The sequence below is a fragment of the Pseudomonas gregormendelii genome (genome assembly GCF_017114825.1).
Taxonomy (GTDB): domain Bacteria; phylum Pseudomonadota; class Gammaproteobacteria; order Pseudomonadales; family Pseudomonadaceae; genus Aquipseudomonas; species Aquipseudomonas gregormendelii.
This window is the reverse complement of record NZ_JADEVO010000004.1, coordinates 77345-101371: the sequence shown is the minus strand read 5'-3', so window position 1 is coordinate 101371 and position 24027 is coordinate 77345. Positions and strand designations below refer to the sequence as shown.

The window sequence follows — 24027 nt, the reverse complement described above, 5'->3', positions numbered from 1 at the left end:
TGGCATCAGGCCCGACATTCGCACTTCGTCCTGTCGCCACGAAAAGGGCGGTGCGCACCGATGGATGCCGCTTGCTTACTGCCAGGTCTCGGTCGTCGAGTTGTCATCTGTTGCAGTGATGCTTGGCTGAGGTCTTGCATCGCGCTTGCCCTACCTGTCCCTCACAAGGAAGTCCGCCCATGTCGCAAGATTCAGCCCCGCGCTATCCATTGGTGCTGGTCCCGGGAATGCTCGGGTTTGTGCGGTTGCTGCTTTATCCCTACTGGTACGGGATCATCTCGGCGTTGCGCCGCGGTGGTGCAACCGTGTTCGCGGTGCAGGTCTCTCCCCTCAATTCCAGCGAAGTTCGTGGTGAACAGTTGCTGGCCCGAATTGACGAGATTCTGCGGGAAACAGGGGCAGAGAAGGTCAACCTGATCGGCCACAGCCAGGGCTCGCTGACCGCGCGCTATGCCGCTGCCATGCGTCCCGACCGGGTGGCGTCGGTGACTTCGGTGGCGGGGCCCAATCATGGCTCTGAACTGGCGGACTACCTGGAAAGGCACTATCCGGCGCAGAGCGCCAAGGGGCGAGTGCTCAGCGTGTTGCTGCGGTTGATTGGTGCCGTGATGAGCCTGCTTGAAACGGGCTATCGCGGGCCGAAGTTGCCGGTCGATATCCCGGCTTCCCACCAGTCGCTGACCACGGAGGGTGTGGCGCTGTTCAATCAACGGTATCCCCAGGGCTTGCCGCTGACTTGGGGTGGCCAGGGCCCGGAACTGGTGAATGGGGTGCGGTACTACTCGTGGTCGGGCACCCTGCAACCGGGTAAGACCGATCGTGGGCGCAATCTGATTGACGGGACGAACCGCAGCTGCCGGTTATTCGCCAGGACCTTCGTCCGTGAAGCCGGGCATTGCGACGGCATGGTCGGACGCTACAGCTCGCACCTGGGCACGGTGATTGGCGACAACTATCCGCTGGATCACTTTGACATCGTCAATCAGTCGCTGGGACTGGTGGGCAAGGGCGCCGAACCGATCCGCCTGTTCGTCGAACATGCGGCGCGGCTGAAAGCGGCGGGCTTGTAAGACCAAGATCAAAAGATCGTCCGAAGGCTGCGATCTTTTTCCATCAGGCAACGCTGATTTTGCGCCCCAAAACAGTCGTCCAGCGCTCCGAGAGAATCACCCCACCCAACGTTAAAACCCCACCCACCAAGTGATACAGCGCCAACTGCTCATGCAGCACCACGGCGGCAATCAGCGCGGTAATCAACGGCAGCAAATTGAAAAACAAGGTGGTCCGGCTCGGCCCCAGGCGTACTACGGCCTGCATCCAGGCCAAAGGGGCCAGCATCGAAGCCAGCAGGCAGGCGTACAGCACCAGCGGGATATTCTGCAGCGTCGGGCCGATTTTCGGCGAGGCAATAAACAGCGGCAACAACACGACTATCGCCACCAGCACCTGCAAATACAGCAGCACCAGCGGCGGCAAGCGCAGTTGCCACTTCTTCAGCAGCGTGCTGTAGATCGCGTAAGCCAGGGTGGCCACCAGCATCATTGCATCACCCAGGTTCACTCCGTGCTCCAGCAATACCCCGAGACTGCCGGAGGACACCACGAACAGCACGCCGGCAAACGACAGCACGGCACCGGCCAGCGCCCCCGCAGTCAGGCGCTGGCCCAGGCTGGCGATCGCCATGGCCAGCGACATCAACGGCATCAGCGACAGGATGATCCCCATGTTGGTAGCCGACGTCAGCGTGGCGGCGAAATACGCCAGGCTCTGATAAACAGCCATGCCCAGCACCCCGAGCACGAAGATTCGCCCCAGGTTCGGACGGATCAGCGGCCAGTGGGCGATGACCGGTTTAAGCATGAATGGAGTGAACAGGACACCGGCCAGCAGCCAGCGGTAGAAGCCGATCTCGGCCGGAAATATCGCCCCTACGGCGAGTTTGTTGATGACGGTGTTGCCCGCCCAGATAAAGATCGCGAGCAGGGGGTAAGCGTATTGCATCAGGAACAACCAGAACATTAATGAGGGGGGATTATCCCCGCCTGCGCAGCGCATATCCATGCCGTCGGGCCTGGGGCGCAAAATGGCCACCACAACGTGAAAGCAGGAAGGTGTAACAGGTGTTGTCTACACTCCAGCACAAGGCCGCGTTCCTCCCTGCGGCGACCAGGAGAAAACTCCATGAAGATGTTGCGTGCCCCCGTATTGATGATCGGCTTGCTGCTCTGCTCTCAGGGTTTCGCGGCCACGGCCCAACAGAACAAAATGACCACTTGCAACGCCGACGCTACGGCCAAGAGCTTGAAGGGGGATGAGCGCAAGGCCTTCATGAGCACCTGCCTGAAGGCGGCGCCGGCGGCCAACGATGACGGCAAGGCGCTGACCCCGCAGCAGGAAAAGATGAAAACCTGCAACGCCACGGCGGCCACCCAGGCGCTCAAAGGCGATGCGCGCAAGGCCTTCATGAGCGAGTGCCTGAAGAAAAAATAATGCGCTGTGGGTGATGGCCTCGTCGCGGGCAGGTCTTGTTCCCGCAGGAGCGCTGCGTGTTCGCCGGATTTGCAGACACTGGAGATCGTAGTCGGAGCCGGCGGTGCGACGTTCGACTTGCCCGCGCCGAGGCCCGCAGGCCCCACACAGCCCCGACAAAAGTCTCCCCCACATTTCCTAGTGCTGGGTTCGGAACGCTGGCAGACTGCCAATCCTTTTTACGCCGTTCGTTTTGAGGCTGTATGCCAACGTTTTCTCAACGCCAAGTCTTGCTGGTCATCAGTTGGGTCATCATCTTTGGTGGCTTGCTGTTGGTGATTCCCCTGCGCCTGCTGCCAAGCCTGCTGGCCGGGTTACTGGTGTTTGAACTGGTCAACATGCTGACCCCGCAGCTGCAGCGGCTGATCGAAGGTCGACGCGCCCGCTGGTTGGCGGTGGCGTTGCTGGGCACGCTGGTGGTCAGTGTGCTGGCATTGATTTTTGCCGGTGCGATCAGCTTCCTGTTGCACGAGGCGGAGAACCCCGGTGCCTCTCTCGACAAGTTCATGGGCGTGGTCGATCGCGCCCGCGGGCAGTTGCCGCCGTTCATCGATGTCTATTTGCCGGCCAGTGCTGCCGAATTCCGCGTGGCAATCGGCGAGTGGATGAGCAAACACCTGAGCGATTTGCAGCTGGTTGGCAAGGATGCGGCGCACATGTTCGTGACGCTGCTGATCGGTATGGTGCTGGGCGCGATCATCGCCCTGCAGCGGATTCCGGACCTGACCAAACGCAAGCCGCTGGCCGCCGCGCTGTTTGATCGGCTGCACCTGCTGGTGCAGGCATTCCGCAATATCGTCTTCGCGCAGATCAAGATTTCCCTGCTCAACACCTTCTTCACCGGAATCTTCCTGGCGGTGGTGCTGCCGATGTTCGGCATCCAGCTGCCATTGACCAAAACCCTGATCGTCCTGACCTTCCTGCTGGGCTTGTTGCCGGTGATTGGCAACCTGATGTCCAACACCCTGATCACCATCGTCGGCTTGTCACTGTCGATCTGGGTGGCATTGGCGGCGCTGGGTTACCTGATCGTTATCCACAAGCTCGAATACTTCCTCAACGCCCGCATCGTCGGTGGGCAGATCAGCGCCAAGTCGTGGGAGTTGCTCTTGGCGATGCTGGTGTTCGAGGCCGCATTCGGCCTGCCGGGGGTGGTGGCGGGGCCGATTTACTACGCGTATCTGAAGAGTGAGTTGAAGCAGGTGGGGATGGTTTGACCAGGTAGGGATGTGTTGCCTGATCTGACGCCATCGCGCACAAGTCGGCTCCCACAGGTTTCAGGTAAGGCACAAAACCTGTGGGAGGGTGGCTTGCCCGCGATGCAGGCGACTCGGTTTTTGATCAGTCCATGCTGCCGTAACGCTTGCTGGCCTCAATCGCCAACCCGCTACCAATGCTGCCAAAGATATTCCCTTCGACGTGCCGGGCATTGGGCAGCATGTCCGAGACGCTGGTGCGCAACGCCGGGATCCCGCTAGAACCCCCGGTAAAGAACACCGTATCCACTTGATCAACTCGCACGTTGGCGTCGTTGAGCATCTGGGTCACGCTGTTGCGCACGCGTTCCAGCAGCGCTTCGATGGCTGATTCGAACAGCGCCCGGGTCAATTCCACGCTCAAACCCGGCTCAATGCGGTCCAGCGGAACATGACGGTGCTCGGCATGGGTCAGCTGGATCTTGGTTTCTTCCACTTCCATGGCCAGCCAGTGCCCGGCGCGCTGGTCGATCAACTTGAACAGGCGGTCAATGCCGCCGGTGTCCTCGATGTCATAGCGCATGCTGCCCAGGGCCAGGGTGGACTTCTGCGAGTACACCGAGTTGATGGTGTGCCAGGTCGCCAGGTTCATGTGGTGGCTGGTGGGCATGTAGGCGCCGCTCTTCATCCGGCTGCCGTAGCCGAACAGCGGCATCAGGCCTTGCAGGCTGAGCTGCTTGTCGAAATCGGTACCGCCGATGTGCACGCCGCCGGTGGCGAGAATGTCATCGTGGCGGTTGTCGTTGTGGCGACGGTCGGGCGACAGGCGCACCAGCGAGAAGTCCGAGGTACCACCGCCGATGTCGACGATCAGCACCAGCTCTTCTTTCTCGATGGTCGACTCATAGTCGAACGCGGCGGCAATCGGCTCGTACTGGAACGACACATCCTTGAAGCCAATGGCCCGGGCCACGTCGACCAGGGTGTTTTCAGCTTCCTGGTCGGCCATTTCATCGTCATCGACGAAGAACACCGGACGGCCCAGCACCACTTCCTCGAACTCACGGCCTGCGGCGGTTTCGGCACGCTTTTTCAACTGGCCGATAAACAGCCCGAGCAGGTCCTTGAACGGCATCGCGGTGCCGAGGACGCTGGTGTCGTGCTTGATCAGTTTGGAGCCCAGCAGGCTCTTGAGCGAGCGCATCAGCCGGCCTTCGTAGCCTTCCAGGTACTCGTGCAGGGCCAGGCGGCCGTACACCGGGCGGCGTTCTTCCATATTGAAGAAGACCACCGATGGCAGGGTGATCTTGTCGTCCTCCAGCGCGATCAGCGTTTCCATGCCGGGCCGAATCCAGCCGACGGTGGAGTTGGACGTGCCAAAGTCGATACCACAGGCACGAGCTGGAGATGCGTTTTTCATGTCTTTCGAGTTCCGGTTAAAAAACGGCCGCGCAGTGTATGTCACTGCGGCACAGATTCGAAGGCCGACTATCCGCTAAATCGAAGCGAATAGCGTCTTGAAAGACTATCCTTTGCCCCAAACTTGTCTGCATCGAGCCTGCGGCGCATGCTGCGGGTGGCAGAACGAATTTGATAACGGATGGTGATCCTTAGATGGACTTCAAAGACTATTACAAGATTCTCGGTGTGGAGCCGACAGCTGACGATAAGGCCATCAAGGGGGCCTATCGCAAGCTGGCGCGCAAATATCACCCCGATGTCAGTAAGGAAAAGGACGCCGAGGCCAAATTCAAAGACGCCTCGGAGGCCTATGAAGCGCTGAAAAGCGCCGACAAACGCGCCGAATATGATGACTTGCGCAAGTACGGCCAGCATGGCCAGCCATTCCAGGGCCCGCCAGGTTGGCAGGGGCGTGGGGATGGCGGCTTTGGAGGTGGTCAGGACACGGGCGATTTTTCGGACTTCTTCAGTTCGATCTTCGGCAACCGTGGTCCCGGTTTTGGTGGTGCACAGCCGGGCCGCAGTGCCGGGCGTCGAGGGCAAGACGTGGAAATGGAATTACCGGTTTTTCTGGAAGAGACCCTCTCGAACGAATCGAAGAAGGTCAGTTTCCAGGTGCCGCAGTACAACGCTGCCGGCCAGCACGTCAGTAACACCAGCAAGAGCCTGAACGTGAAGATCCCGGCCGGCGTGACCGACGGCGAGCGCATCCGGCTCAAGGGCCAGGGCGCACCGGGTGTGGGTGGCGGCGCCAATGGCGACCTGTACCTGATCATCCGTTTCGCCCCGCACCCCAAGTACGATGTCGAGGGCGAAAACCTGATCATCACGTTGCCCCTGGCCCCGTGGGAGTTGGCGCTGGGCACCGAGGTCGCAGTGCCGACCCTCACCGGCAAGATCAACCTCAAGGTCCCGGCAGGCAGCCAGAACGGCCAGCGCATGCGCGCCAAGGGCCACGGCCTGCTGAACAAGGCCGGCGAACGCGGCTACCTGTTTATCCAGCTCAAGGCCGTGATGCCCAAAGCCGCCAGCGACGAGGTCAAGGCGCTGTGGCAGGAACTGGCAGAGAAAGCTGCGTTCAACCCAAGAGAGAACTTCTGAGTCAACAGACGGAGTAGCCCATCATGAGCAACCCCCTGATCGTTCATCTGGACCTGGCCGAATTCTGCGAAGCGACCGACTTATCGGACTTCTACGTGATCGAAATCGTCGAGCACGGCATCCTCGAACCTCAGGGCTCGGTGCCCAAGGATTGGCGATTCAACGACTACGAACTGGCCCTGGCCAAACGCGCCGCCAAGCTGCGGCGCGATCTGGAGCTGGGATGGGAAGGGGTTGCCCTGGCGCTGGAGTTGCTGGAGCAGGTGCAGCAGCTTCGGGCGGAAAACCGGATGTTGAAGCAGCGGTTGGGGCGGTTGGTGGTTGAGTAGGTAGCCGGCTTGGGCACAGGGACGCTTGAGGGCATCCCGTTCTGGCGTAACGCTGGCAAGCCCTCAAATGTTGCGGGGCAACACTACCGTGAACAGCGTGCCGTCAGTTTCGTTGGAACTCACCTCGATCGTACCGGAATGGGCTTGCACCACTTCATTGACGATAAAAAGCCCCAAACCAAGGCTGGTGGACGGCTGGCCCAGTTCTTCGTCGGCGCTGCGTACCAGTGGGTCGAAGATGGTGCCGATGGCCTCTTCAGAAATCGGTTTGCCGAAGTTATGCACCGTCAGGCACACCGCCTCGGGTTCGCCGGCCAGGGTGATGGTGACATCCCGTTTGTTCAGGCCGTGTTGCAGGGCGTTGCCGATCAGGTTCTGCAACAGTTGATCAAGCCGTCCGCGATCCCAGTTGCCCTGGGTGTTGCCCGAGATGACCAGTTTCGGGTCGCACTCCGGGTTGCCGGCGCACGCCTCGCCAATGGCCGCGTGGGCGGCATCGGCCAGGTCCATCGGCGCAGGTTCGATCGGCAGGCTCTTGCCCAGGCGGCTGCGTACCAGTTCGAGCAGATCGCTGACCATCACGGCCATGTGCCGGGCGCCACGCTTGATGTTGTGGGCGCAGGCCAGGGCATCGCCCTCAAGCTTGACCTTGCGCAGTAACAATTCCGTGGACATGCTCACCGCCTGCAAGGGTGCGCGCAGGTCATGGCCAAGTATCGCCAGGAAGATGTCCCTGGAGCGGTCGACCTGTTCGGCATAGGCGGCCGTGGACTCCGCCAGGGCTTCGTCAATGGCTTCGTTGAAACGGATCATGTCCTGGAAGTAGGCGAGGTCCGGTGAGTCCAGGCTCCCGACCCACAGCCGGATCACGCAGGCGCGCAGGTGACGGAATTCGCTGGTCATCTGCACCAGGTCAAAACCCACCGTGTGCCGCAGCTCACCGTGGCTGGCTCCGGCCTCATCCAGGCTTGGGGTTTTCTCGGGTCCCTCGCCTTTGGCCTTGGCCATTTGCTCGCTGGCACTTTGTGCGGTGGTCATATCCCGCGCTGCGGCCAGCAGGATGACCCGGGCATGGTCGCGCAAAGCGACGCTGTCCATGTGCTCGGCAGCGGGGGTGATGGTGCTGGCGAACTGCTCCCATTCATCGACGATACGGTCTACGTGTTGCCTGATGAATTCGGGTAGGCGCATGGCCAGATTCCTGAGGGAGAAGTCTGGCGCATCTTAGCCCCTTTGGCGGGCACTAAAAACTACCATTACGCGGCGAGAGCCTCGATCAGGAAATGTTCTGCGGTCACTGCAGCGGTTGGAGATCCTTTTCACCTTTAAAACGGCCACCTGATCGGCCGTTGCTGCAGGCAGGAACCTGGCATGCCGGATTCCTGCCTGCTCAACGTGGGGTCAGAACAGGAAATAGCGCTGCGCCATCGGCAGCACATCCGCTGGTTCACACCACAGCAACACACCGTCGGCCTTGACTTGATAGGTCTGCGGATCGACGTCGATGGTCGGCAGATAATCATTGTGGATCAGGTCGGTTTTCTGCACCTCACGGCAGCCTTTGACCACGGCGATTTTCTTCTTCAAGCCAAGCGCCTCGGGTAGGCCGGCGTCGTGCGCTGCCTGGCTGATAAAAGTCAGGCTGGTGGCGTGCAGCGAGCCGCCATAGCTGGCGAACATCGGGCGGTAGTGCACCGGTTGCGGTGTGGGTATCGACGCATTGGCGTCGCCCATCAGGCTGGCCGCGATCGCACCGCCTTTGAGGATCAGCGTCGGCTTGACCCCGAAAAAAGCTGGCCGCCAGAGCACCAGGTCGGCCCATTTACCCACTTCGATCGAGCCCACTTCATGGCTGACGCCGTGAGTGATCGCCGGGTTGATGGTGTACTTGGCGATGTAGCGCTTGGCGCGGAAGTTATCGTTGCCGGGACCATCCCCGGGCAGCGCGCCGCGTTGCTTTTTCATCTTGTCGGCGGTCTGCCAGGTTCGGGTGATCACTTCACCGACTCGCCCCATGGCCTGGCTGTCGGAGCTGATCATCGAGAACGCTCCGAGGTCGTGGAGGATGTCTTCGGCGGCAATGGTTTCGCGGCGGATGCGGCTTTCGGCGAAGGCCACGTCTTCGGCGATGCCGGGGTCCAGGTGGTGGCAGACCATCAGCATGTCCAGGTGTTCGTCGATGGTGTTGCGGGTGAACGGCCGGGTCGGGTTGGTCGAGCTAGGCAACACGTTGGCAAAGCCGCAGGCCTTGATGATGTCTGGTGCGTGACCGCCACCCGCGCCTTCGGTGTGGTAGGTGTGGATAGTGCGCCCCTTGAACGCGGCAAGTGTGGTTTCGACGAAGCCCGACTCGTTGAGCGTGTCGGTATGGATCGCCACCTGCACGTCGTACTGGTCGGCGACGTTGAGGCAGTTGTCGATGCTCGCCGGCGTGGTGCCCCAGTCTTCATGCAGCTTGAGGCCGATGGCGCCGGCCTTGACCTGTTCGATCAGCGGCTCCGGCAGGCTGGCGTTGCCCTTGCCGGTGAGGCCGATGTTCATCGGGAACGCGTCCGCTGCCTGAAGCATCCGTGCCAGGTGCCACGGCCCGGAGGTGCAGGTGGTGGCGTTGGTGCCGGTGGCCGGGCCAGTGCCACCGCCGATCATGGTGGTAACACCACTCATCAACGCCTCTTCGATCTGCTGCGGGCAGATGAAGTGGATGTGGGTGTCGATGCCGCCAGCGGTGAGGATCATGCCTTCGCCGGCGATGATTTCGGTGCTGGCGCCGATGGCAATGGTCACGTCGGGTTGCACGTCCGGGTTGCCCGCTTTGCCGATGCCGGCGATGCGTCCATCCTTGAGGCCGACATCGGCTTTGACGATGCCCCAATGGTCGATGATCAGTGCATTGGTAATCACAGTGTCGGCGACCTCAGCGGCCAAGAGCTGGCTCTGGCCCTGCCCGTCGCGGATGACTTTGCCGCCGCCGAACTTTACTTCTTCGCCGTAGGTGGTGAAGTCTTTTTCCACTTCAATCCACAGTTCGGTGTCCGCCAGGCGGACCTTGTCACCAACGGTGGGGCCGAACATGTCGGCGTAGGCTTGTTTGGAAATTTTCATGCGCATGCCTTGGGGTTCAATTGTGTTTTAGGCTCACCTGTGGGAGCAAGGCTTGCCCGCGATGGGGCCATTGCAAGCACCGCATTGCTCAAAGGTCACCCATGATCCGCCCGGCAAACCCGAACACCCGGCGATTTCCCGCCAGGTCGACCAGCTCGACCTCCCGACTCTGCCCCGGTTCGAAACGCACGGCAGTGCCGGCAGGGATGTTCAGGCGCATGCCGCGACTGGCCGCACGGTCGAAGGTGAGCGCGTCGTTGGTTTCAAAAAAATGGTAATGCGAGCCAACCTGAATTGGCCGGTCGCCGCTATTGGCCACTTTCAGGCTGATCGTGCGGCGGCCTGTGTTGAGTTCGATGTCGCCGGGCTGGATCTGGTATTCACCGGGAATCATCAATGGGCTCCTTGCAGAATCTTGTAGTAGAGGGCGGTCGGCTTGTACTGGCCGCTCGGGTCGCAGGCGTAGTCGGGGATCTGGCCGGCACGGGTGTAGCCCAGCGCCTTGTAGAAGTCTTCGGCCGGTGAGCCGGCCTCGGTATCGAGGTACAGCATGCCGCGCTTGTGCTGCAGTGCGGCGGTCTCCAGGGCGGTCATCAACTGTTGCCCCAGGCCACGACGTCGCGCGTGCTCGCGCACCAGCAGTTTTTGCACTTCGGCACGGTTCAGGCCATTGGCTTTCTGGCACAGGGTCAGCTGTACGCTGGCTTGCACCTGTTCGTCCTTGACCACTACCCAGAGCAGTACATTGCCCTTGTTCAGGTCGTCCTGGACTTCGTCGAAATAGGCGCGGGCCTGCACCGCGTCCAGGTTCGCCATGAATCCGACACTGGCGCCATAACCCACTGCATCGAGCAGCAGATCGATCAGTCCCTGGCGATAGTGCGCGAAGCTTTCAACATTGACGCGGCGCAGTTGAGCGGCGTTCATCGGGGCGTTACTCCTTGCTGGCGATCGGCGGTTGCGCGCCAGGATTGAGCGTCAGTTGCATGAAGGTCAGGTCCAGCCAGCGGCCGAACTTGGTGCCGACCTGGGGCATCTGGCCGGTGGTGATAAAACCGGCGCGCTCATGCAGACGAATGGAAGCGGCGTTACCGCTTTCGATGGCGGCCACCATGATGTGCTTGTCACAGCCTTTGGCGCGCTCGATCAGCACGGCCATCAGTTGCGGGCCTAGGCCGTTGCCACGCTGGTCGCTGCGCACATACACCGAGTGTTCCACCGTGTGGCGGAAACCGTCGAACGGCCGCCAGTCACCGAATGAAGCGTAGCCCAGTACAGTGTTGTCGCCGTCGACGATGACCAGAATCGGATAACCCTGTGACTGCCGGGCGCTGAACCAGGCCTGGCGGTTTCCCAGGTCGACCGCCTGCTCGTTCCAGATGGCCGTGGTGTTCAGTACGGCATCGTTGTAGATATCGCGGATCGCGGGCAGGTCGGCGTGGACGGCATCGCGGATGTGGAAGTTCATGACGCGTCCTCAGGCGATGGGTTGGTGAACGGTCACCAGTTTGGTGCCGTCGGGAAACGTTGCCTCCACCTGGATTTCCGGGATCATTTCCGGGATGCCTTCCATCACTTGTTCGCGACTGAGCAGTGTTGTGCCGAAATGCATGAGCTGCGCCACGGTCTGACCGTCGCGCGCGCCTTCGAGCAGCGCGGCGGAGATGTAGGCCATGGCTTCCGGGTAATTGAGTTTCACGCCGCGTGCCAAACGTCGCTCGGCCACCAGGCCGGCGGTGAAGATCAGCAGCTTGTCTTTTTCGCGTGGGGTCAGGTCCATTGTTGGAATCCATCTTGGGCAGTAAAAAATTCGGATCTGTTCACACGTAATCTTGTGGGAGCTGGCTTGCCAGCGATGGCGTCGGCACATTCACCCCATCAGGCGCCTGACCGGCCGCCATCGCCGGCAAGCCGGCTCCTGCAAATGACGTGTTCAGGTGCTCCATATTCTCGGTGGCAGCGCTTCGCGGCCTAACAACGCCGGCCTGAGCAATCGCCATAAATCAATCATCCAGCTGCGGGCCAACAGGGCTTCGCTGGCCAGGCATCGGGCGACCAGAAGTCCCGGTAACTGGGTTAAATCCCCGCGGACGTCGTTGGGTAGAGAGCGGCATTTTTCTAGCAAGTCATTGTCGATCTCACCCGTTACCAGCAGCGTCGCAAACACCGGTCGCCCGTCCAGCCCGATAGGCGAGTCAAGCAAGCCGTCATCCCCGACAATGCGCTGGCGTTCGTGCCAGAGCAACTGGCCGTCGCGACGGATGTCGAGTTGCGCCTGGAAATGCCCCAGGTCAAAGCGCTCGCCACTGGCCGGCCGTCCCAATGCCACGACGTCCCAGTAGAACAGGCGCGCATCGCCTTCCAGGTCGATGGACGTGCTGAGCTCTGCCTGCGCGGCGCTGAAAATGATGGTCTCCTGGGGCAACCACTCCAGTGTCGCGCCTGCGCTGACTTTCAAGTCGAGTTGCTGATAGGCGGGCCCTGCGGCGCGATACCATTTGGCCGCGCCGGGGCTGGTGATTTGCGCCCAGGCATCGCGACCCACGCTGGCGCTGATGTCCAGTCTATCCCCGCCGGCAATACCTCCTGGCGGGTGCACGATGATGTGCTGGCACACTTCGGGGCCTTCGGCATACAGGTGTTTTTGCACCCGCAACGGGCCCATGTGGCGGCGCTGTACCGGGCGCGTGCTGTCGCCAAATCTGGCATAGCCCAGTTCCAGCTCGGCGTGCCAGCTCGGGGTAAACAGGGCAGGGGAAACAGGTAAGTTCATAAGTACCAATGATCGTCTGGACGCTGCAGATTAGATGGTTACCAGGCCGCGCACACCTTCGGCTTCCATGTTTTCGCCGCGCCCCTGCTGCACGATCTCGCCGCGGGACATCACCAGGTACTGATCGGCGAGTTCGGCAGCAAAATCGTAGAACTGCTCGACCAGCAAAATCGCCATGTCCCCGCGGGCGGCAAGCTTCTTGATGACCGCGCCGATTTCCTTGATCACCGAAGGCTGGATACCTTCGGTGGGCTCATCGAGGATCAGCAAGCGTGGGCGACTGGCCAATGCGCGACCGATGGCCAGCTGTTGCTGCTGGCCGCCGGACAAATCGCCACCGCGCCGCTGCTTCATTTGCAGCAACACCGGGAACAGCTCGTAAATGAACGCCGGGACTTCCTTCGCTTCGCTGCCGGGAAAGCGTGACAGACCCATCAGCAGGTTTTCTTCGACGGTCAGTCGGCCGAAAATTTCCCGACCCTGGGGAACGTAGGCGATTCCGGCGTGTACCCGCTGGTGGGGTTTGAACGTGGTGATCGGTTTACCTTCCCAGTTGACCGCGCCGTCCTTGGCCGGCAGCAGGCCCATCAGGCATTTGAGCAAGGTGGTCTTGCCCACGCCGTTGCGCCCGAGCAGGCAGGTGACTTCGCCGATTTTCACGTCAAACGTCAGGCCGCGCAGGATGTGGCTACCACCGTAGTACTGGTGCAGCTTGTCGACTTGCAGCATTCCAAATTCTCCTCAAAACCCTTGTAGGAGCGAGCTTGCTCGCGATGATCCCGAGATCGAAGCGTTCATTCAGGCAGCCCGCGTAATCGTTGATCTCCATCGCGAGCAAGCTCGCTCCTACGAAGTGCATCAGCGTCCGAGATAAACCTCGATCACCCGCTCATTTTCCTGCACCTGCGCAAGCGACCCTTCGGCCAGCACGCTACCCTGGTGCAGCACCGTCACGTGGTCGGCAATCGAGCCGACAAAACCCATGTCGTGCTCAACCACCATCAGCGAATGCTTTCCGGCCAGACGCTTGAACAGCTCAGCGGTGAATTCGGTCTCGGCATCGGTCATGCCCGCCACCGGTTCGTCGAGCAGCAGCAGCTGCGGGTCCTGCATCAGCAACATGCCGATTTCCAGGAACTGCTTCTGACCATGGGACAGCAGGCCCGCCGGACGATTGACCGAACTGGTCAGGCGAATGGTGTCCAGCACCTCGCTGATGCGATCCTTCTGTTCACCGCTCAGGCGAGCCCGCAGGCTGGCCCACACCGACTTGTCGGTTTTCTGCGCCAGTTCAAGGTTTTCAAAGACGCTCAACGCCTCGAACACTGTCGGTTTCTGAAACTTGCGACCGATGCCCGCCTGGGCGATCTGCACTTCGCTCATCTGCGTCAGGTCAAGGGTTTCACCGAACCACGCCTTGCCATGGCTGGGGCGTGTCTTGCCGGTGATCACGTCCATCAAGGTGGTCTTGCCCGCACCGTTGGGTCCGATGATGCAGCGCAACTCGCCGACGCCGATGTACAGGTTCAGGTTGTTCAGCGCCCGGAAGCCATCGAAGCTGACGCTGATGTCTTCCAGGGTCAGGATGGTGCCGTGACGGGTGTTCAGGCCGGGTGTCACGCGCTGGCCGAGGCCGATGGCGTCCCGGCTGCTGCCGGCATCCTTGTTCGGTTCCGGTGGGAAGAAGGCGGGTTCGAGCATGAATTGCGCCGTCGGTGTGATTCTCATTGTTCGCCCCTTTTCTTCAGCAAGCCGATCACACCCTTGGGCAGGTACAGCGTCACGACAATGAACAGTGCGCCGAGGAAAAACAGCCAGTACTCGGGGAAGGCCACGGTGAACCAGCTCTTCATGCCATTCACCACGCCGGCGCCCAGCAGCGGCCCGATCAGCGTGCCGCGCCCACCCAGCGCTACCCAGACAGCGGCTTCGATGGAGTTGGTCGGCGACATTTCACTCGGGTTGATGATGCCGACTTGCGGTACATACAGCGCACCGGCCAGGCCGCACAACACTGCACTCAACACCCACACAAACAGCTTGAAGCCGCGTGGGTCGTAGCCGCAGAACATCAGGCGGTTTTCTGCGTCGCGCAGCGCGGTCAGCACCCGGCCAAATTTGCTTTGCGCCAGGCGCCAGCCGATGTACAGGCTGGCCACCAGTAACAGCACCGTGGCAATAAACAGCACTGCGCGGGTACCGGGTTCGGTGATGCCAAAGCCGAGAATGGTGCGGAAGTTGGTGAAGCCGTTGTTGCCACCGAACCCGGTTTCATTGCGGAAGAACAGCAGCATCCCGGCGAACGTCAGCGCTTGGGTCATGATCGAGAAATACACGCCCTTGATGCGCGAGCGGAAGGCGAAGAAGCCGAACACCAGCGCGAGCAGTCCCGGCGCCAGCACCACCAGGCACATGGCCCAGAGAAAACTGCTGGTGCCGGCCCAGTACCATGGCAATTCGGTCCACGACAGGAACGTCATGAAGGCCGGCAAGCCATCGCCCGAGGCCTGGCGCATCAGGTACATGCCCATCGCATAACCGCCGAGGGCGAAGAACAGGCCGTGGCCCAGGGACAACAGGCCGGCGTAACCCCAGACCAGATCCAGGGCCAGGGCAACGATGGCGTAGCACAGGATCTTGCCCACCAGGGTCAGGGTGTAGGCGGAGACGTGGAACGTACTGTCCGGTGGCAACAGCGAAAGCAACGGCAGTGCCAGCAGCAGCACGAGAATCACCGCACCGACGGCGATCGTGACCTTGGGGCCGGCCTTTTGTGTAGCCGTGAGCATCAGGGGCTGGTTCATCAGTCGATCACCCGTCCTTTCAGTGCAAAGAGGCCTTGCGGACGTTTCTGGATAAACAGAATGATCAGCGCGAGGATCAGGATCTTGCCGAGTACGGCTCCGATTTGTGGTTCGAGAATCTTGTTGGCAATGCCCAGGCCGAATGCGGCAAAGACGCTCCCGGCCAGTTGACCTACGCCGCCGAGCACCACCACCAGGAACGAGTCGATGATGTAGCTCTGGCCAAGGTCAGGGCCGACGTTGCCGATCTGGCTCAGGGCCACGCCGCCGAGCCCGGCGATACCGGAGCCGAGCCCGAACGCGAGCATGTCGACGCGACCGGTCGGCACTCCGCAGCAGGCGGCCATGTTGCGATTTTGCGTGACGGCGCGCACGTTCAACCCCAGGCGCGTCTTGTTCAGCAGCAGCCAGGTCAGCACGACCACGAACAGCGCAAACGCGATGATGACGATGCGGTTGTAGGGCAGCACCAGGTTTGGCAGCACCTGAATGCCGCCGGACAACCAGGCCGGGTTGGCCACCTCGACGTTCTGTGCGCCAAACACCAGCCGCACCAACTGGATCAGCATCAGGCTGATGCCCCAGGTGGCGAGCAGGGTTTCCAGTGGGCGCCCATAGAGGTGGCGGATCACTGTTCGCTCCAGTGCCATGCCAATTGCTGCGGTGACAAAAAACGCCACCGGCAGGGCAATCAGCGGGTAGAACTCGATGGCTTGCGGGGCGTAGCGCTGGAACATCAGCTGCACCACATAGGTGGAGTACGCGCCGAGCATCAGCATCTCGCCATGGGCCATGTTGATCACCCCGAGCAAGCCGAAGGTAATCGCCAGGCCGAGGGCGGCAAGCAGCAGAATCGAGCCCAGGGACATGCCGCTGAACGCCTGGCCGAGGACCTCGCCGATCAGCAGTTTGCGTTTCACTTGGGCCAGGCTGGTTTCGGCGGCGGTACGCACCCCGGCGTCGGCCTCGACGCCCGGTTCCAGCAGGCTTTCAAGGCGGGTGCGGGCCAGCGGGTCGCCGGTTTCCCCAAGCAGGCGCACGGCCGCCAGGCGCACGGCTGGGTCGGTGTCGACCAGCTGCAGATTGGCCAGGGCCAGGCTCAGGGCCGCGTGGACGTTTTCGTCCGGTTCTGCGGCGAGTTGCTGGTCGAGGAATTTCAGTTGCGCCGGTTTGGCGCTTTTCTGCAATTGTTGTGCGGCGGCCAGACGCAGTTTGGCATCGGCGGCGAGCAGTTGGTGGCTGGCCAGTGCGGTGTCGATCAGACCCCGCAGGCGGTTGTTCAGACGCAGGGTTTTCGGCTGGCCGTCGACGGTCAACTGCCCTTGTTGCAAGGCGTTGATCAGCTCGACACGCGCCGGGTCGGGCTGCGCGGCCCAGGCTTCCAGAAGCTTGGCTTGTTGAACCGGATTGGCGGCGACGAAGTCTTCGGCGTCGCCGGCAAAAGTGGCCATCGGCAGCAACAGCGCGATGGCCAGGATCAAGCGATAAAGGGCGGTGGGCATAGAGAGTCGCCTTGCGCGGACATTGTGGGAGCGAGCCTGCTCGCAAATGCGGTGTGTCAGCCACATAGATGTCGAATGTGCCGCCGCCTTCGCGAGCAGGCTCGCTCCCACAGGGATTTGTGTCGGGCCCGAGTGCGGGCCCCGACGTCCAATGGCTTAGTTGCTCTTCACCGCATAATCCGGCTTCTTGTCGTTACCCGAAATGAACGGGCTCCAAGGCTGGGCACGGATCGGGCCTTCGGTCTGCCAGACCACGTTGAACTGACCGTCCGCCTGAATCTCGCCGATCATCACCGGCTTGTGCAGGTGGTGGTTGGTCTTGTCCATGGTCAGCGTGTAGCCGGACGGCGCGGCAAAGGTCTGGCCGGCCAGGGCTTCGCGGACTTTGTCGACGTCGGTGGACTTGGCTTTTTCAGCTGCCTGGGCCCACATGTGAATGCCCACGTAGGTGGCTTCCATAGGGTCGTTGGTGACCGCTTTGTCGGCGCCCGGCAGGTTGTGTTTCTTCGCGTAGGCTTTCCAGTCGGCAACGAATTTCTTGTTCGCCGGGTTTTCCACCGACTCGAAGTAGTTCCAGGCTGCGAGGTTACCCACCAGCGGTTTGGTGTCGATGCCGCGCAGTTCCTCTTCACCGACCGAGAACGCTACGACCGGAACGTCGGTAGCCTTCAGGCCCTGGTTGGCCAGCTCTTTGTAGAACGGCACGTTGGAGTCGCCGTTGACGGTAGAGATCACCGCCGTCTTGCCGCCTGCCGAGAATTTCTTGATGTTGGCAACGATGGTTTGGTAGTCGCTGTGGCCGAACGGGGTGTAGACCTCTTCGATATCCTTGTCCGCCACGCCTTTGGAGTGCAGGAAAGAACGCAGGATCTTGTTGGTGGTGCGCGGGTAGACGTAGTCGGTGCCCAGCAGGAAGTAGCGCTTGGCACTGCCGCCTTCCTCGCTCATCAGGTATTCCACCGCAGGGATCGCCTGCTGGTTCGGCGCTGCGCCGGTGTAGAACACGTTCGGCGACATTTCTTCGCCTTCGTATTGCACCGGGTAGAACAGCAGGCCATTGAGCTCCTCGAATACCGGCAACACTGATTTGCGCGACACCGAAGTCCAGCAACCGAAGACCACGGCGACCTTGTCCTGTGTCAGCAACTGGCGGCCCTTCTCGGCGAACAGCGGCCAGTTCGACGCAGGGTCGACCACTACCGGTTCGAGCATCTTGCCGTTCACGCCGCCCTTGGCGTTGATCTCGTCGATGGTCATCAACGCCATGTCTTTGAGCGAAGTTTCGGAGATTGCCATGGTGCCGGACAGCGAGTGCAGAATCCCGATCTTGATGGTCTCGGCGGCCTGGATAGTCCAGGTCATGCCCATTGCGGCGATGCTTGCCGTGAGTGTGAAAGCCTTGATCAAGCTACGACGCTTCATTGTGCAATCTCCATGAACATTAGATATTTTTCTTGGTTGGCAGATGCGGGCTACTGAAGAGTCTTTAGCAAGGGCTGTGCCTGGTCGGCATAAGGCAGGAAAGTGTCGGTTTAGACAGGGTGCGCGGCTGGGCGGCGCACCAGGAAGGGTCGAGGTCGGGGCGTTGGTGCGCCGGGGTGCGCCACAACAGGGCAGGAGCGCCGCCCCTACCTGTCGGAGCAAGCTCGCTCGCGATGGACGTCAACGATAACGCTGGTTTCTGTCTGACCGCAGCGTCACGACGTTGATCGCAAGCGAGCCCGCTCCTGCAGAGGAAGCCGGATTCAGGAAGTAGAAGCCGATTCAGGCTGCCGGTTGAATCGCGAAAACAGCACACGGTCCAAAACCCAGACAACGACCAACGAGGCCCCCACCAACGGAAATGCCACCGCCAGTGCGAGCATGATGACCATCGCGGTTTTCCATTTCGGCAGGTCGTGGCGCAGCGGTGGCACGCCGAGCTTGCCTTGCGGGCGACGTTTCCACCAAATCACCACGCCACTGACCGCGCTCAGCAGAATCATCAGGCAGATCAGCAGCACGATAATCTGATTGATGACCCCGAACATCTTGCCTTCATGCAACATCACGCCGACTTCCGTGGCGCGGGCGACATTGCCGTAGTCTTCCCAGCGCACATCGGCGAGCACCTTGCCGGTGTATTGATCGACATGCAGGGTGGCATCGTTGCGCGGGTCGTCGGCGAACACGGCGATCGTGAACACACCGGTGTCGGTGGTGGGCAGGGTGATGCTGTAGCCGGGCTCGACCTTGCGTTGTTCGGCGACGTTTTGCACGTCTTGCAGGCTGATGATCGGTGCGGCCGGGCCGGCAGATTTATCGCCGTGGTTCATGTGTTCGGCATGATCGCCGGACATCGGCATCGGCGTGTTTTCCATGGCCCATGGGACAGTCTGGCGAGTGGCGGTATTGAGACTGCGCGCCTCGACGTCGGACTTGGGCATGGCATTCCACATCGCGTCCGGAAAGACGTTCCAGACCCCCGCATATTGCTTGCCCCAGAACCCGGTCCAGGTCATGCCGCTGAGCAACATCACCAGCAGAAAGGTCGCGCCCCAGAAACCGGTGACCGCGTGCAGGTCGCGCCACAGCACTCGGCCGCGGCTGCTCAGGCGCGGCCAGAGGATGCCGGCTGCCTGGCCCCGTGGCCACCAGAGGAAGACGCCGGACACCACCAGCACAATGCCCCAACCGGCGGCCAGTTCGACCAGGCGATCACCCACCGTGCCGATCATCAGCTCGCCGTGAATCGCCCGGGCCACGGCTTGCAGGTTCATCTTGGCGTCTTGCTCGCCGAGGATGTCGCCGTGATAAGGATCGATAAAGACGTTCAGTTCCTGGTCGGCCTGGGTCACCACAAACTGGGCACTGCGTTCGGCATTGACCGGTGGCAGGTACTGCGTGACCTGACCTTGTGGATAGGCAATTTTCACCCGTTTGAGCAGCTCGTCGGCCGGCAGGCTGTGATGGCCGGCCGGGACATTCAGCAGGCTGCCGTACATCAACGGGTCAAGCTGTGGCTTGAACAGGTAGATGACCCCGGTCAGGGCCAGCATGACCATGAATGGCGCGACGAACAGACCGGCGTAGAAATGCCAGCGCCAGGCCAGGTTGTAGAAATTCACTTTGGGCTGTTGCATGGTGGGTGCTCCGCTTGGCGAATCGATTGTCCCGTAAAAAGATCGCAGCCTCGTTTCACTCGACAGCTCCTACAGCGCTCCTACAGGGTGCATGCGATGTAGGCGCTGGCGTAGCCTGCGATCTTTTGACTTTTCTTGTTAGAAACTCATATCAATCTTGGTCCAGAGCGTTCGCCCCGGTTCCTTGATGGCTTGCGGGTCGTTGGCCGGGTAGCCAAAGCCTGCGTTGCCGGCCAGGTTCAGGTGCTCGGCGTAAGCCTTGCCGAACAGGTTGTCCACGCCGGTGCTGACCTTCCAGTGCTGATTGATCCGGTAGGCGCCATTGAGCGAGAACACCCCGAAACCTGCGGTCTTGTCGAAGTCCTTGCCCACCACGTTGCCCTTGTTGCGGTCGATCCGGTCTTGCGCGGCGACCACTCTCCACAGCGCCCCGGCGCTCCAGTTGTCTTCGCTATAAGTCAGGCCGAAACGGGCATCGAGCGGCGGCATTTGCGGCAGTGCGTTGCCGTCGCTGCTGTTCTTGCCCCAGGCATAAGCCAGGGTCGCGTCAGCCTTCCAGTTGTCGGTCAGCTTGTAGGCGGCACCGAGTTCGCCGCCCATGATTCGCGCGTCGATGTTCTGCGCCTGCGAGGTCATTCCCATCATCCCCGGGGTGTAATCGAACAGGATGTAGTCGCGCACCTGGCCGACGTAACCCGAGGCCCAGGCTTCGAGTTCAGCGCTCTTGTACTGCAGGCCGAAATCGAGCTGGGTGGTTTTTTCCGGCTTGATCGAATCAAAGGCGTTGAGCGACCCGCTCGGGCCTGAGTTGGGCGAAAACAGCTCCCAGTAATCCGGGAAGCGCTGGGTGTGACCCAGGCCTGCATAGAGAGTGGTCGGGCTGTCGGCCAAGTCATGCTCGTAGCGGATGAAGCCGCTGGGCAGGGTGTCGGCGCGGGTGTCGTTGGCGGTCGGGTTGGGCCGGATCATCATCCCCGAGCCGGTAGTCTGGCGAAAATCCCTGGCCGAGGCGCGATCCAGGCGGGCGCCGCTGATGAGCCGGTCACTGTCCGTGGCGAACCAGGTCAGCTCGCTGAAGACGCCATAGTTATGGAAATCGGCGTCCTTGGTGAACGGCACGTCCTTGTAGGTATCGATGCCCATGCCGCTGCGCTGGCGGTGTTCATTGGTCTGCGCATCGAGGCCGCTGATCAATTGCACGTCGGCCCAGCGCCAGGTGCCTTTGATGCGCGCACCGAGGGTGCGGCGGTCGACGTTCGAGGCCATGGGACCGGCCATCATCCCGGTGCCGGAAGGCGTGCGCAGCGTGTAGTTGTCCATCACATGGTTGGCGTAGTTGTAGTAGATCTGTGCCTCGACCTTGTCCAGCACCTCGCCGATGTTCGATTTTTCGAAGCGCAGGCCCAGGCTCTCGCGCTTGAACTGGGAACCGTCCATGCCGCGTCCGGCGTACCGCGCTTCACCGTCACCCTTGCCAGCGGTCAGCTCCAGCAAGGTGTCGGCATCTGGCGTCCAGCCCACGGCGACGTCGCCGTTCCACTTGTCGTAGCGCGAGGGCACGGTGTCATTGTTGCCGTCACGGTAGTCGTCGGAGTGGGCCGTGTTGCCGATCACTCGCATATAGCCCAACGGTCCTCCGGCAGCAGCGTCCACCACTTTGTCGAAACGACCGTTGGAACCGGCCAGCAGGCTGGCATTTACCCGCGTACCAAGCTCGCCGAAGTTTTCCGGTTCTCGGTCAAAGAGGACGGTCCCGGCTGATGCGCCAGGGCCCCAGAGCACGGTTTGCGGGCCCTTGATGACTGTGAGCTTGTCGTAGGTTTCCGGCGAAATGTAGGAGGTGGGTGCGTCCATTCGGCCGGGGCAGGCGCCGAGCATCATGCCGCCATTGGTGAGGATATTCAGGCGTGAACCGAACATGCCGCGCAGCACCGGGTCGCCGTTGGTGCCACCATTGCGCACCAGGGCGAAGCCGGGGATGGTCTTGAGGTAGTCACCGCCATCACTGGCCGGCACCGGTTGGCGCGGGTCCTTGGGGTTGGTGACGATGGTCAGCGGTGAACTCTGGGCAATGGCGGTGATGACCGTGGGGCTCAATTCTTCATTGTGCCCGGCGTGTTCATCGGCTTGCGCCAGGGGCATGAGCAAAGCGCCGCAAAGGATCGCGGTGGCGTGACTGACCCGGACGCTGGTCGGGTTCAGGGCGAAAGAAACCTGGGCGGCGCCCAGGCGTGTGTCTGCAGAAAACATGGACATGAAAATTTCCGTCGAACAGTCGTAAACGTCACGGCTGGCAGCCAAAGCATCGAATCAACTGTGGAAGCAGGCGTGCTCGCGAAGAGGAATGTCAGCCACATGGATGTCATCTGGCACAACGCTTTCGCGAGCAGGCCCGCTCCCACAGGAAGCTTTGCTGTCCTATAGCCGTGTGGGTTTGGGCAGGTGTTTACGCGGCGGAAGGGGGCGCGCGGGTGCGGGCGCCGGGGAAGAAGGTTGGCCGGGCATGGCCCAGGCGTGTGGCGGGTGTGGTGAAAGTGCTGGTCTTGGGGGTGTCAAAGGCCGCGAAAGAGTGGCCGCCCGTCAGTGCCGGGCAATTGAACAACAGGCTGCAGTAGCCGCATCGTTCCCACAGCGCGTGATGATCGGTTTTCGGCGGGCAATGCTCATCGTCGACCTGCGCGCCATGTTCGGCGTGCTCCATCGTCGACATGTCCATGCTCATGCTCGTGGACATGTCCATGGGCATCGGCGCGCGCTGATCCATCGGCATCGACTGGGAAATCAGCGGGCCGATAAAGATCATCAACATGGCGAACAGGCTGACCCAGCTGCCGCGAGTCAGGCGCAATGGCTGACGGCGGGTAGCTGGGAACCTGGCGCTAAGCGGGCGCATGGGCGTGCGGGCTCGGTCGGTTATTGGGCGTGGGCGTGCATTGGCGCGCCATCCGGCGCCTGCTTCTGCACTGTGACGTCGACCGTCACTTCACCGGACTTTTCAAAGTGCATCGTCAGCGGGAACTTCTGGCCGTCTCTCAACAGATCGCGGTCTTTGAGGTCCAGCAGCATGACGTGATAGGCCATGGGGGCGAAGGTGACGACTCCACCGGCCGGGATTGCCACGCTGGGTACCTGCTGCATCTTCATCAGGTCGCCTTGCTGCACGTGTTCATGCAATTGGGCGCTGCCGGCGATCGGCGAGTCGACGCTGACCAACCTGTCTGCGGTGTCGCCTTTGTTGGTGATCACGAAATACGCGGCCACGGTCGGTGCATTGGGTGGCAGCTCCATGGACCAGGGGTGGGCAACTTCAAGTTGCCCGGCCTTGTAATCGTGGGCATTGGCAAAGCAGGCAGGCAACACCAAGGCGGCCAGGACGATGAGTTTGTTCAACATGGCGGTTCTCCAGAACGATTCAAAACGCAGGTCAATTGCGAGAAGTAATCACACCAGAGGGGACGCGCGGGGGTTCAAGGCAGGCCATTGCTGGCGAGGTGTGGGTGTATCCAGGATGCCGACTGCCAGGCTGCGATTGGCCTGGTACTGTGCGAAATACAGCTGCGGCTCATGCCCGGGCAATGCCACCAAGGGCGCAGACCCGGAGCAGCACCAGCAATGCTGCATGTTGGAATGATCGTCCCCTGAGGGGGCTTTCTGGTCGACGTCACCCAGTGAAATCGCCACCATCTTCGTGCCGCTGGAAGAGCAGAAACTGCCCCACAACAACTGATCGGCCGGCGATTTAGCCGACTGCGCCAGCGCCCCGCTCATCGGCATGGCGAGCATGTTGAACAGCACTGCAAAGCAGGCGATCCAGGCAATTGCGAGCCGTTGTCGGGACATGGGGAAATCCGGTGGATGGGCGATCAGGCGCGGCTATTTAGCCTGATCAGTGCCGATAAGTAAAAAGTCCGCCTGCGGTGTGGTGTCGCAGCAGTCAGGGCGCATTGGCATGCAAGCGCAGGCCCAAGGCTTTCATAACCTTCATGATAGTCGCGAATTCCAGATTGCCAGCGCTGCTCAATGCCGAACTATAAGATTGACGCGATAGGCTGGATATACGGCTTATTCCGAAAAACCCGGTCGACAAAGCCTCGAGTTTCGAAAGAAT

Annotated in this window: 25 protein-coding genes; 5 read left to right on the top strand and 20 right to left on the bottom strand. The window is 61.3% G+C overall.

Annotated elements, in window-relative coordinates; all coding sequences use genetic code 11:
* Positions 1-179: 179 nt before the first annotated feature.
* The gene (locus tag IMW75_RS04605) at positions 180-1070 is read left to right on the top strand and encodes a lipase family alpha/beta hydrolase (protein WP_205891995.1); all 891 of its coding nucleotides are present in this window, start codon (positions 180-182) and stop codon (positions 1068-1070) included.
* Between the two features lie 43 nt (positions 1071-1113).
* On the opposite strand, the gene IMW75_RS04600 is transcribed toward IMW75_RS04605, so the two are convergent.
* Positions 1114-2001, bottom strand: coding sequence for a DMT family transporter (locus IMW75_RS04600; RefSeq protein ID WP_205891994.1), 888 nt, complete (start codon positions 1999-2001; stop codon positions 1114-1116).
* A gap of 180 nt (positions 2002-2181) precedes the next feature.
* Between IMW75_RS04600 and IMW75_RS04595 the strand changes: the two genes are divergently transcribed.
* The gene (locus IMW75_RS04595) at positions 2182-2490 is read left to right on the top strand and encodes a PsiF family protein (protein ID WP_045060367.1); all 309 of its coding nucleotides are present in this window, start codon (positions 2182-2184) and stop codon (positions 2488-2490) included.
* A 242-nt stretch (positions 2491-2732) separates the two neighbouring features.
* Positions 2733-3746 (top strand): AI-2E family transporter, encoded by a 1014-nt coding sequence (locus IMW75_RS04590; RefSeq protein WP_045060366.1) that lies wholly within the window; start codon positions 2733-2735, stop codon positions 3744-3746.
* Positions 3747-3870: 124 nt separating this feature from the next.
* On the opposite strand, the gene IMW75_RS04585 is transcribed toward IMW75_RS04590, so the two are convergent.
* On the bottom strand, positions 3871-5145 hold the full coding sequence (locus IMW75_RS04585) for an Hsp70 family protein (protein WP_045060365.1): 1275 nt from the start codon (positions 5143-5145) through the stop codon (positions 3871-3873).
* A gap of 194 nt (positions 5146-5339) precedes the next feature.
* On the opposite strand from IMW75_RS04585, the gene IMW75_RS04580 reads away from it, so the two are divergent.
* Both IMW75_RS04580 and IMW75_RS04575 read left to right on the top strand, forming a co-directional pair.
* Positions 5340-6287, top strand: a complete 948-nt coding sequence (locus IMW75_RS04580; protein WP_205891993.1) for a DnaJ C-terminal domain-containing protein — start codon at positions 5340-5342, stop codon at positions 6285-6287.
* Between the two features lie 23 nt (positions 6288-6310).
* Positions 6311-6616, top strand: a complete 306-nt coding sequence (locus IMW75_RS04575; protein WP_205891992.1) for a chaperone modulator CbpM — start codon at positions 6311-6313, stop codon at positions 6614-6616.
* A gap of 63 nt (positions 6617-6679) precedes the next feature.
* Here the strand turns inward: IMW75_RS04575 and IMW75_RS04570 are convergent, their stop codons facing one another.
* The 18 genes from IMW75_RS04570 to IMW75_RS26830 all read right to left on the bottom strand — a co-directional run bounded on the left by IMW75_RS04570 (position 6680) and on the right by IMW75_RS26830 (position 24006).
* On the bottom strand, positions 6680-7807 hold the full coding sequence (locus IMW75_RS04570; protein WP_205891991.1) for a sensor histidine kinase: 1128 nt from the start codon (positions 7805-7807) through the stop codon (positions 6680-6682).
* A 210-nt stretch (positions 7808-8017) separates the two neighbouring features.
* Positions 8018-9718 (bottom strand): urease subunit alpha, encoded by a 1701-nt coding sequence (ureC, locus tag IMW75_RS04565; protein WP_045060368.1) that lies wholly within the window; start codon positions 9716-9718, stop codon positions 8018-8020.
* Positions 9719-9806: 88 nt separating this feature from the next.
* Positions 9807-10112 (bottom strand): urease subunit beta, encoded by a 306-nt coding sequence (locus IMW75_RS04560; RefSeq protein WP_045060361.1) that lies wholly within the window; start codon positions 10110-10112, stop codon positions 9807-9809.
* A complete protein-coding gene (locus IMW75_RS04555) occupies positions 10112-10645 on the bottom strand; it encodes a GNAT family N-acetyltransferase (protein WP_205891990.1) in 534 nt (177 codons plus the stop codon). Before IMW75_RS04555 ends, IMW75_RS04560 begins: the two co-directional genes overlap by 1 nt.
* A gap of 7 nt (positions 10646-10652) precedes the next feature.
* Positions 10653-11186, bottom strand: a complete 534-nt coding sequence (locus tag IMW75_RS04550) for a GNAT family N-acetyltransferase (protein WP_045060359.1) — start codon at positions 11184-11186, stop codon at positions 10653-10655.
* Between the two features lie 9 nt (positions 11187-11195).
* A complete protein-coding gene (locus tag IMW75_RS04545; RefSeq protein WP_045060358.1) occupies positions 11196-11498 on the bottom strand; it encodes an urease subunit gamma in 303 nt (100 codons plus the stop codon).
* A 153-nt stretch (positions 11499-11651) separates the two neighbouring features.
* Positions 11652-12491: an urease accessory protein UreD gene (locus IMW75_RS04540; protein ID WP_045060357.1), complete on the bottom strand. Its 840-nt coding sequence runs from the start codon at positions 12489-12491 to the stop codon at positions 11652-11654.
* 30 nt (positions 12492-12521) lie between these two features.
* A complete protein-coding gene (gene urtE, locus IMW75_RS04535; protein ID WP_045060356.1) occupies positions 12522-13220 on the bottom strand; it encodes an urea ABC transporter ATP-binding subunit UrtE in 699 nt (232 codons plus the stop codon).
* A 129-nt stretch (positions 13221-13349) separates the two neighbouring features.
* Positions 13350-14219, bottom strand: a complete 870-nt coding sequence (gene urtD, locus IMW75_RS04530) for an urea ABC transporter ATP-binding protein UrtD (protein ID WP_045060355.1) — start codon at positions 14217-14219, stop codon at positions 13350-13352.
* Positions 14216-15295, bottom strand: coding sequence for an urea ABC transporter permease subunit UrtC (gene urtC, locus IMW75_RS04525; protein WP_045060354.1), 1080 nt, complete (start codon positions 15293-15295; stop codon positions 14216-14218). The genes urtD and urtC overlap by 4 nt, the downstream gene beginning before the upstream one ends.
* Complete coding sequence (urtB, locus tag IMW75_RS04520; RefSeq protein ID WP_205891989.1) at positions 15295-16797, bottom strand: urea ABC transporter permease subunit UrtB; 1503 nt, start codon at positions 16795-16797, stop codon at positions 15295-15297. Before urtB ends, urtC begins: the two co-directional genes overlap by 1 nt.
* 156 nt (positions 16798-16953) lie before the next feature.
* Entirely contained in the window at positions 16954-18219 is a 1266-nt protein-coding gene (gene urtA / locus IMW75_RS04515; protein ID WP_205891988.1) for an urea ABC transporter substrate-binding protein, read from the bottom strand.
* Between the two features lie 323 nt (positions 18220-18542).
* Positions 18543-19919, bottom strand: coding sequence for a PepSY-associated TM helix domain-containing protein (locus IMW75_RS04510; protein WP_205891987.1), 1377 nt, complete (start codon positions 19917-19919; stop codon positions 18543-18545).
* 138 nt (positions 19920-20057) lie between these two features.
* Positions 20058-22175: a TonB-dependent copper receptor gene (locus IMW75_RS04505; RefSeq protein ID WP_205891986.1), complete on the bottom strand. Its 2118-nt coding sequence runs from the start codon at positions 22173-22175 to the stop codon at positions 20058-20060.
* A gap of 190 nt (positions 22176-22365) precedes the next feature.
* Positions 22366-22812 (bottom strand): DUF2946 domain-containing protein, encoded by a 447-nt coding sequence (locus tag IMW75_RS04500; RefSeq protein WP_205891985.1) that lies wholly within the window; start codon positions 22810-22812, stop codon positions 22366-22368.
* 20 nt (positions 22813-22832) lie between these two features.
* Entirely contained in the window at positions 22833-23312 is a 480-nt protein-coding gene (locus IMW75_RS04495) for a copper chaperone PCu(A)C (RefSeq protein ID WP_205891984.1), read from the bottom strand.
* A gap of 48 nt (positions 23313-23360) precedes the next feature.
* Complete coding sequence (locus IMW75_RS04490) at positions 23361-23759, bottom strand: DUF2946 domain-containing protein (RefSeq protein WP_045060347.1); 399 nt, start codon at positions 23757-23759, stop codon at positions 23361-23363.
* 94 nt (positions 23760-23853) lie between these two features.
* Positions 23854-24006 carry a helix-turn-helix domain-containing protein gene (locus IMW75_RS26830; protein ID WP_414704638.1) on the bottom strand — a complete coding sequence of 51 codons (153 nt, stop codon included), beginning with the start codon at positions 24004-24006 and terminating at the stop codon, positions 23854-23856.
* Between the last annotated feature and the right edge of the window lie 21 nt (positions 24007-24027).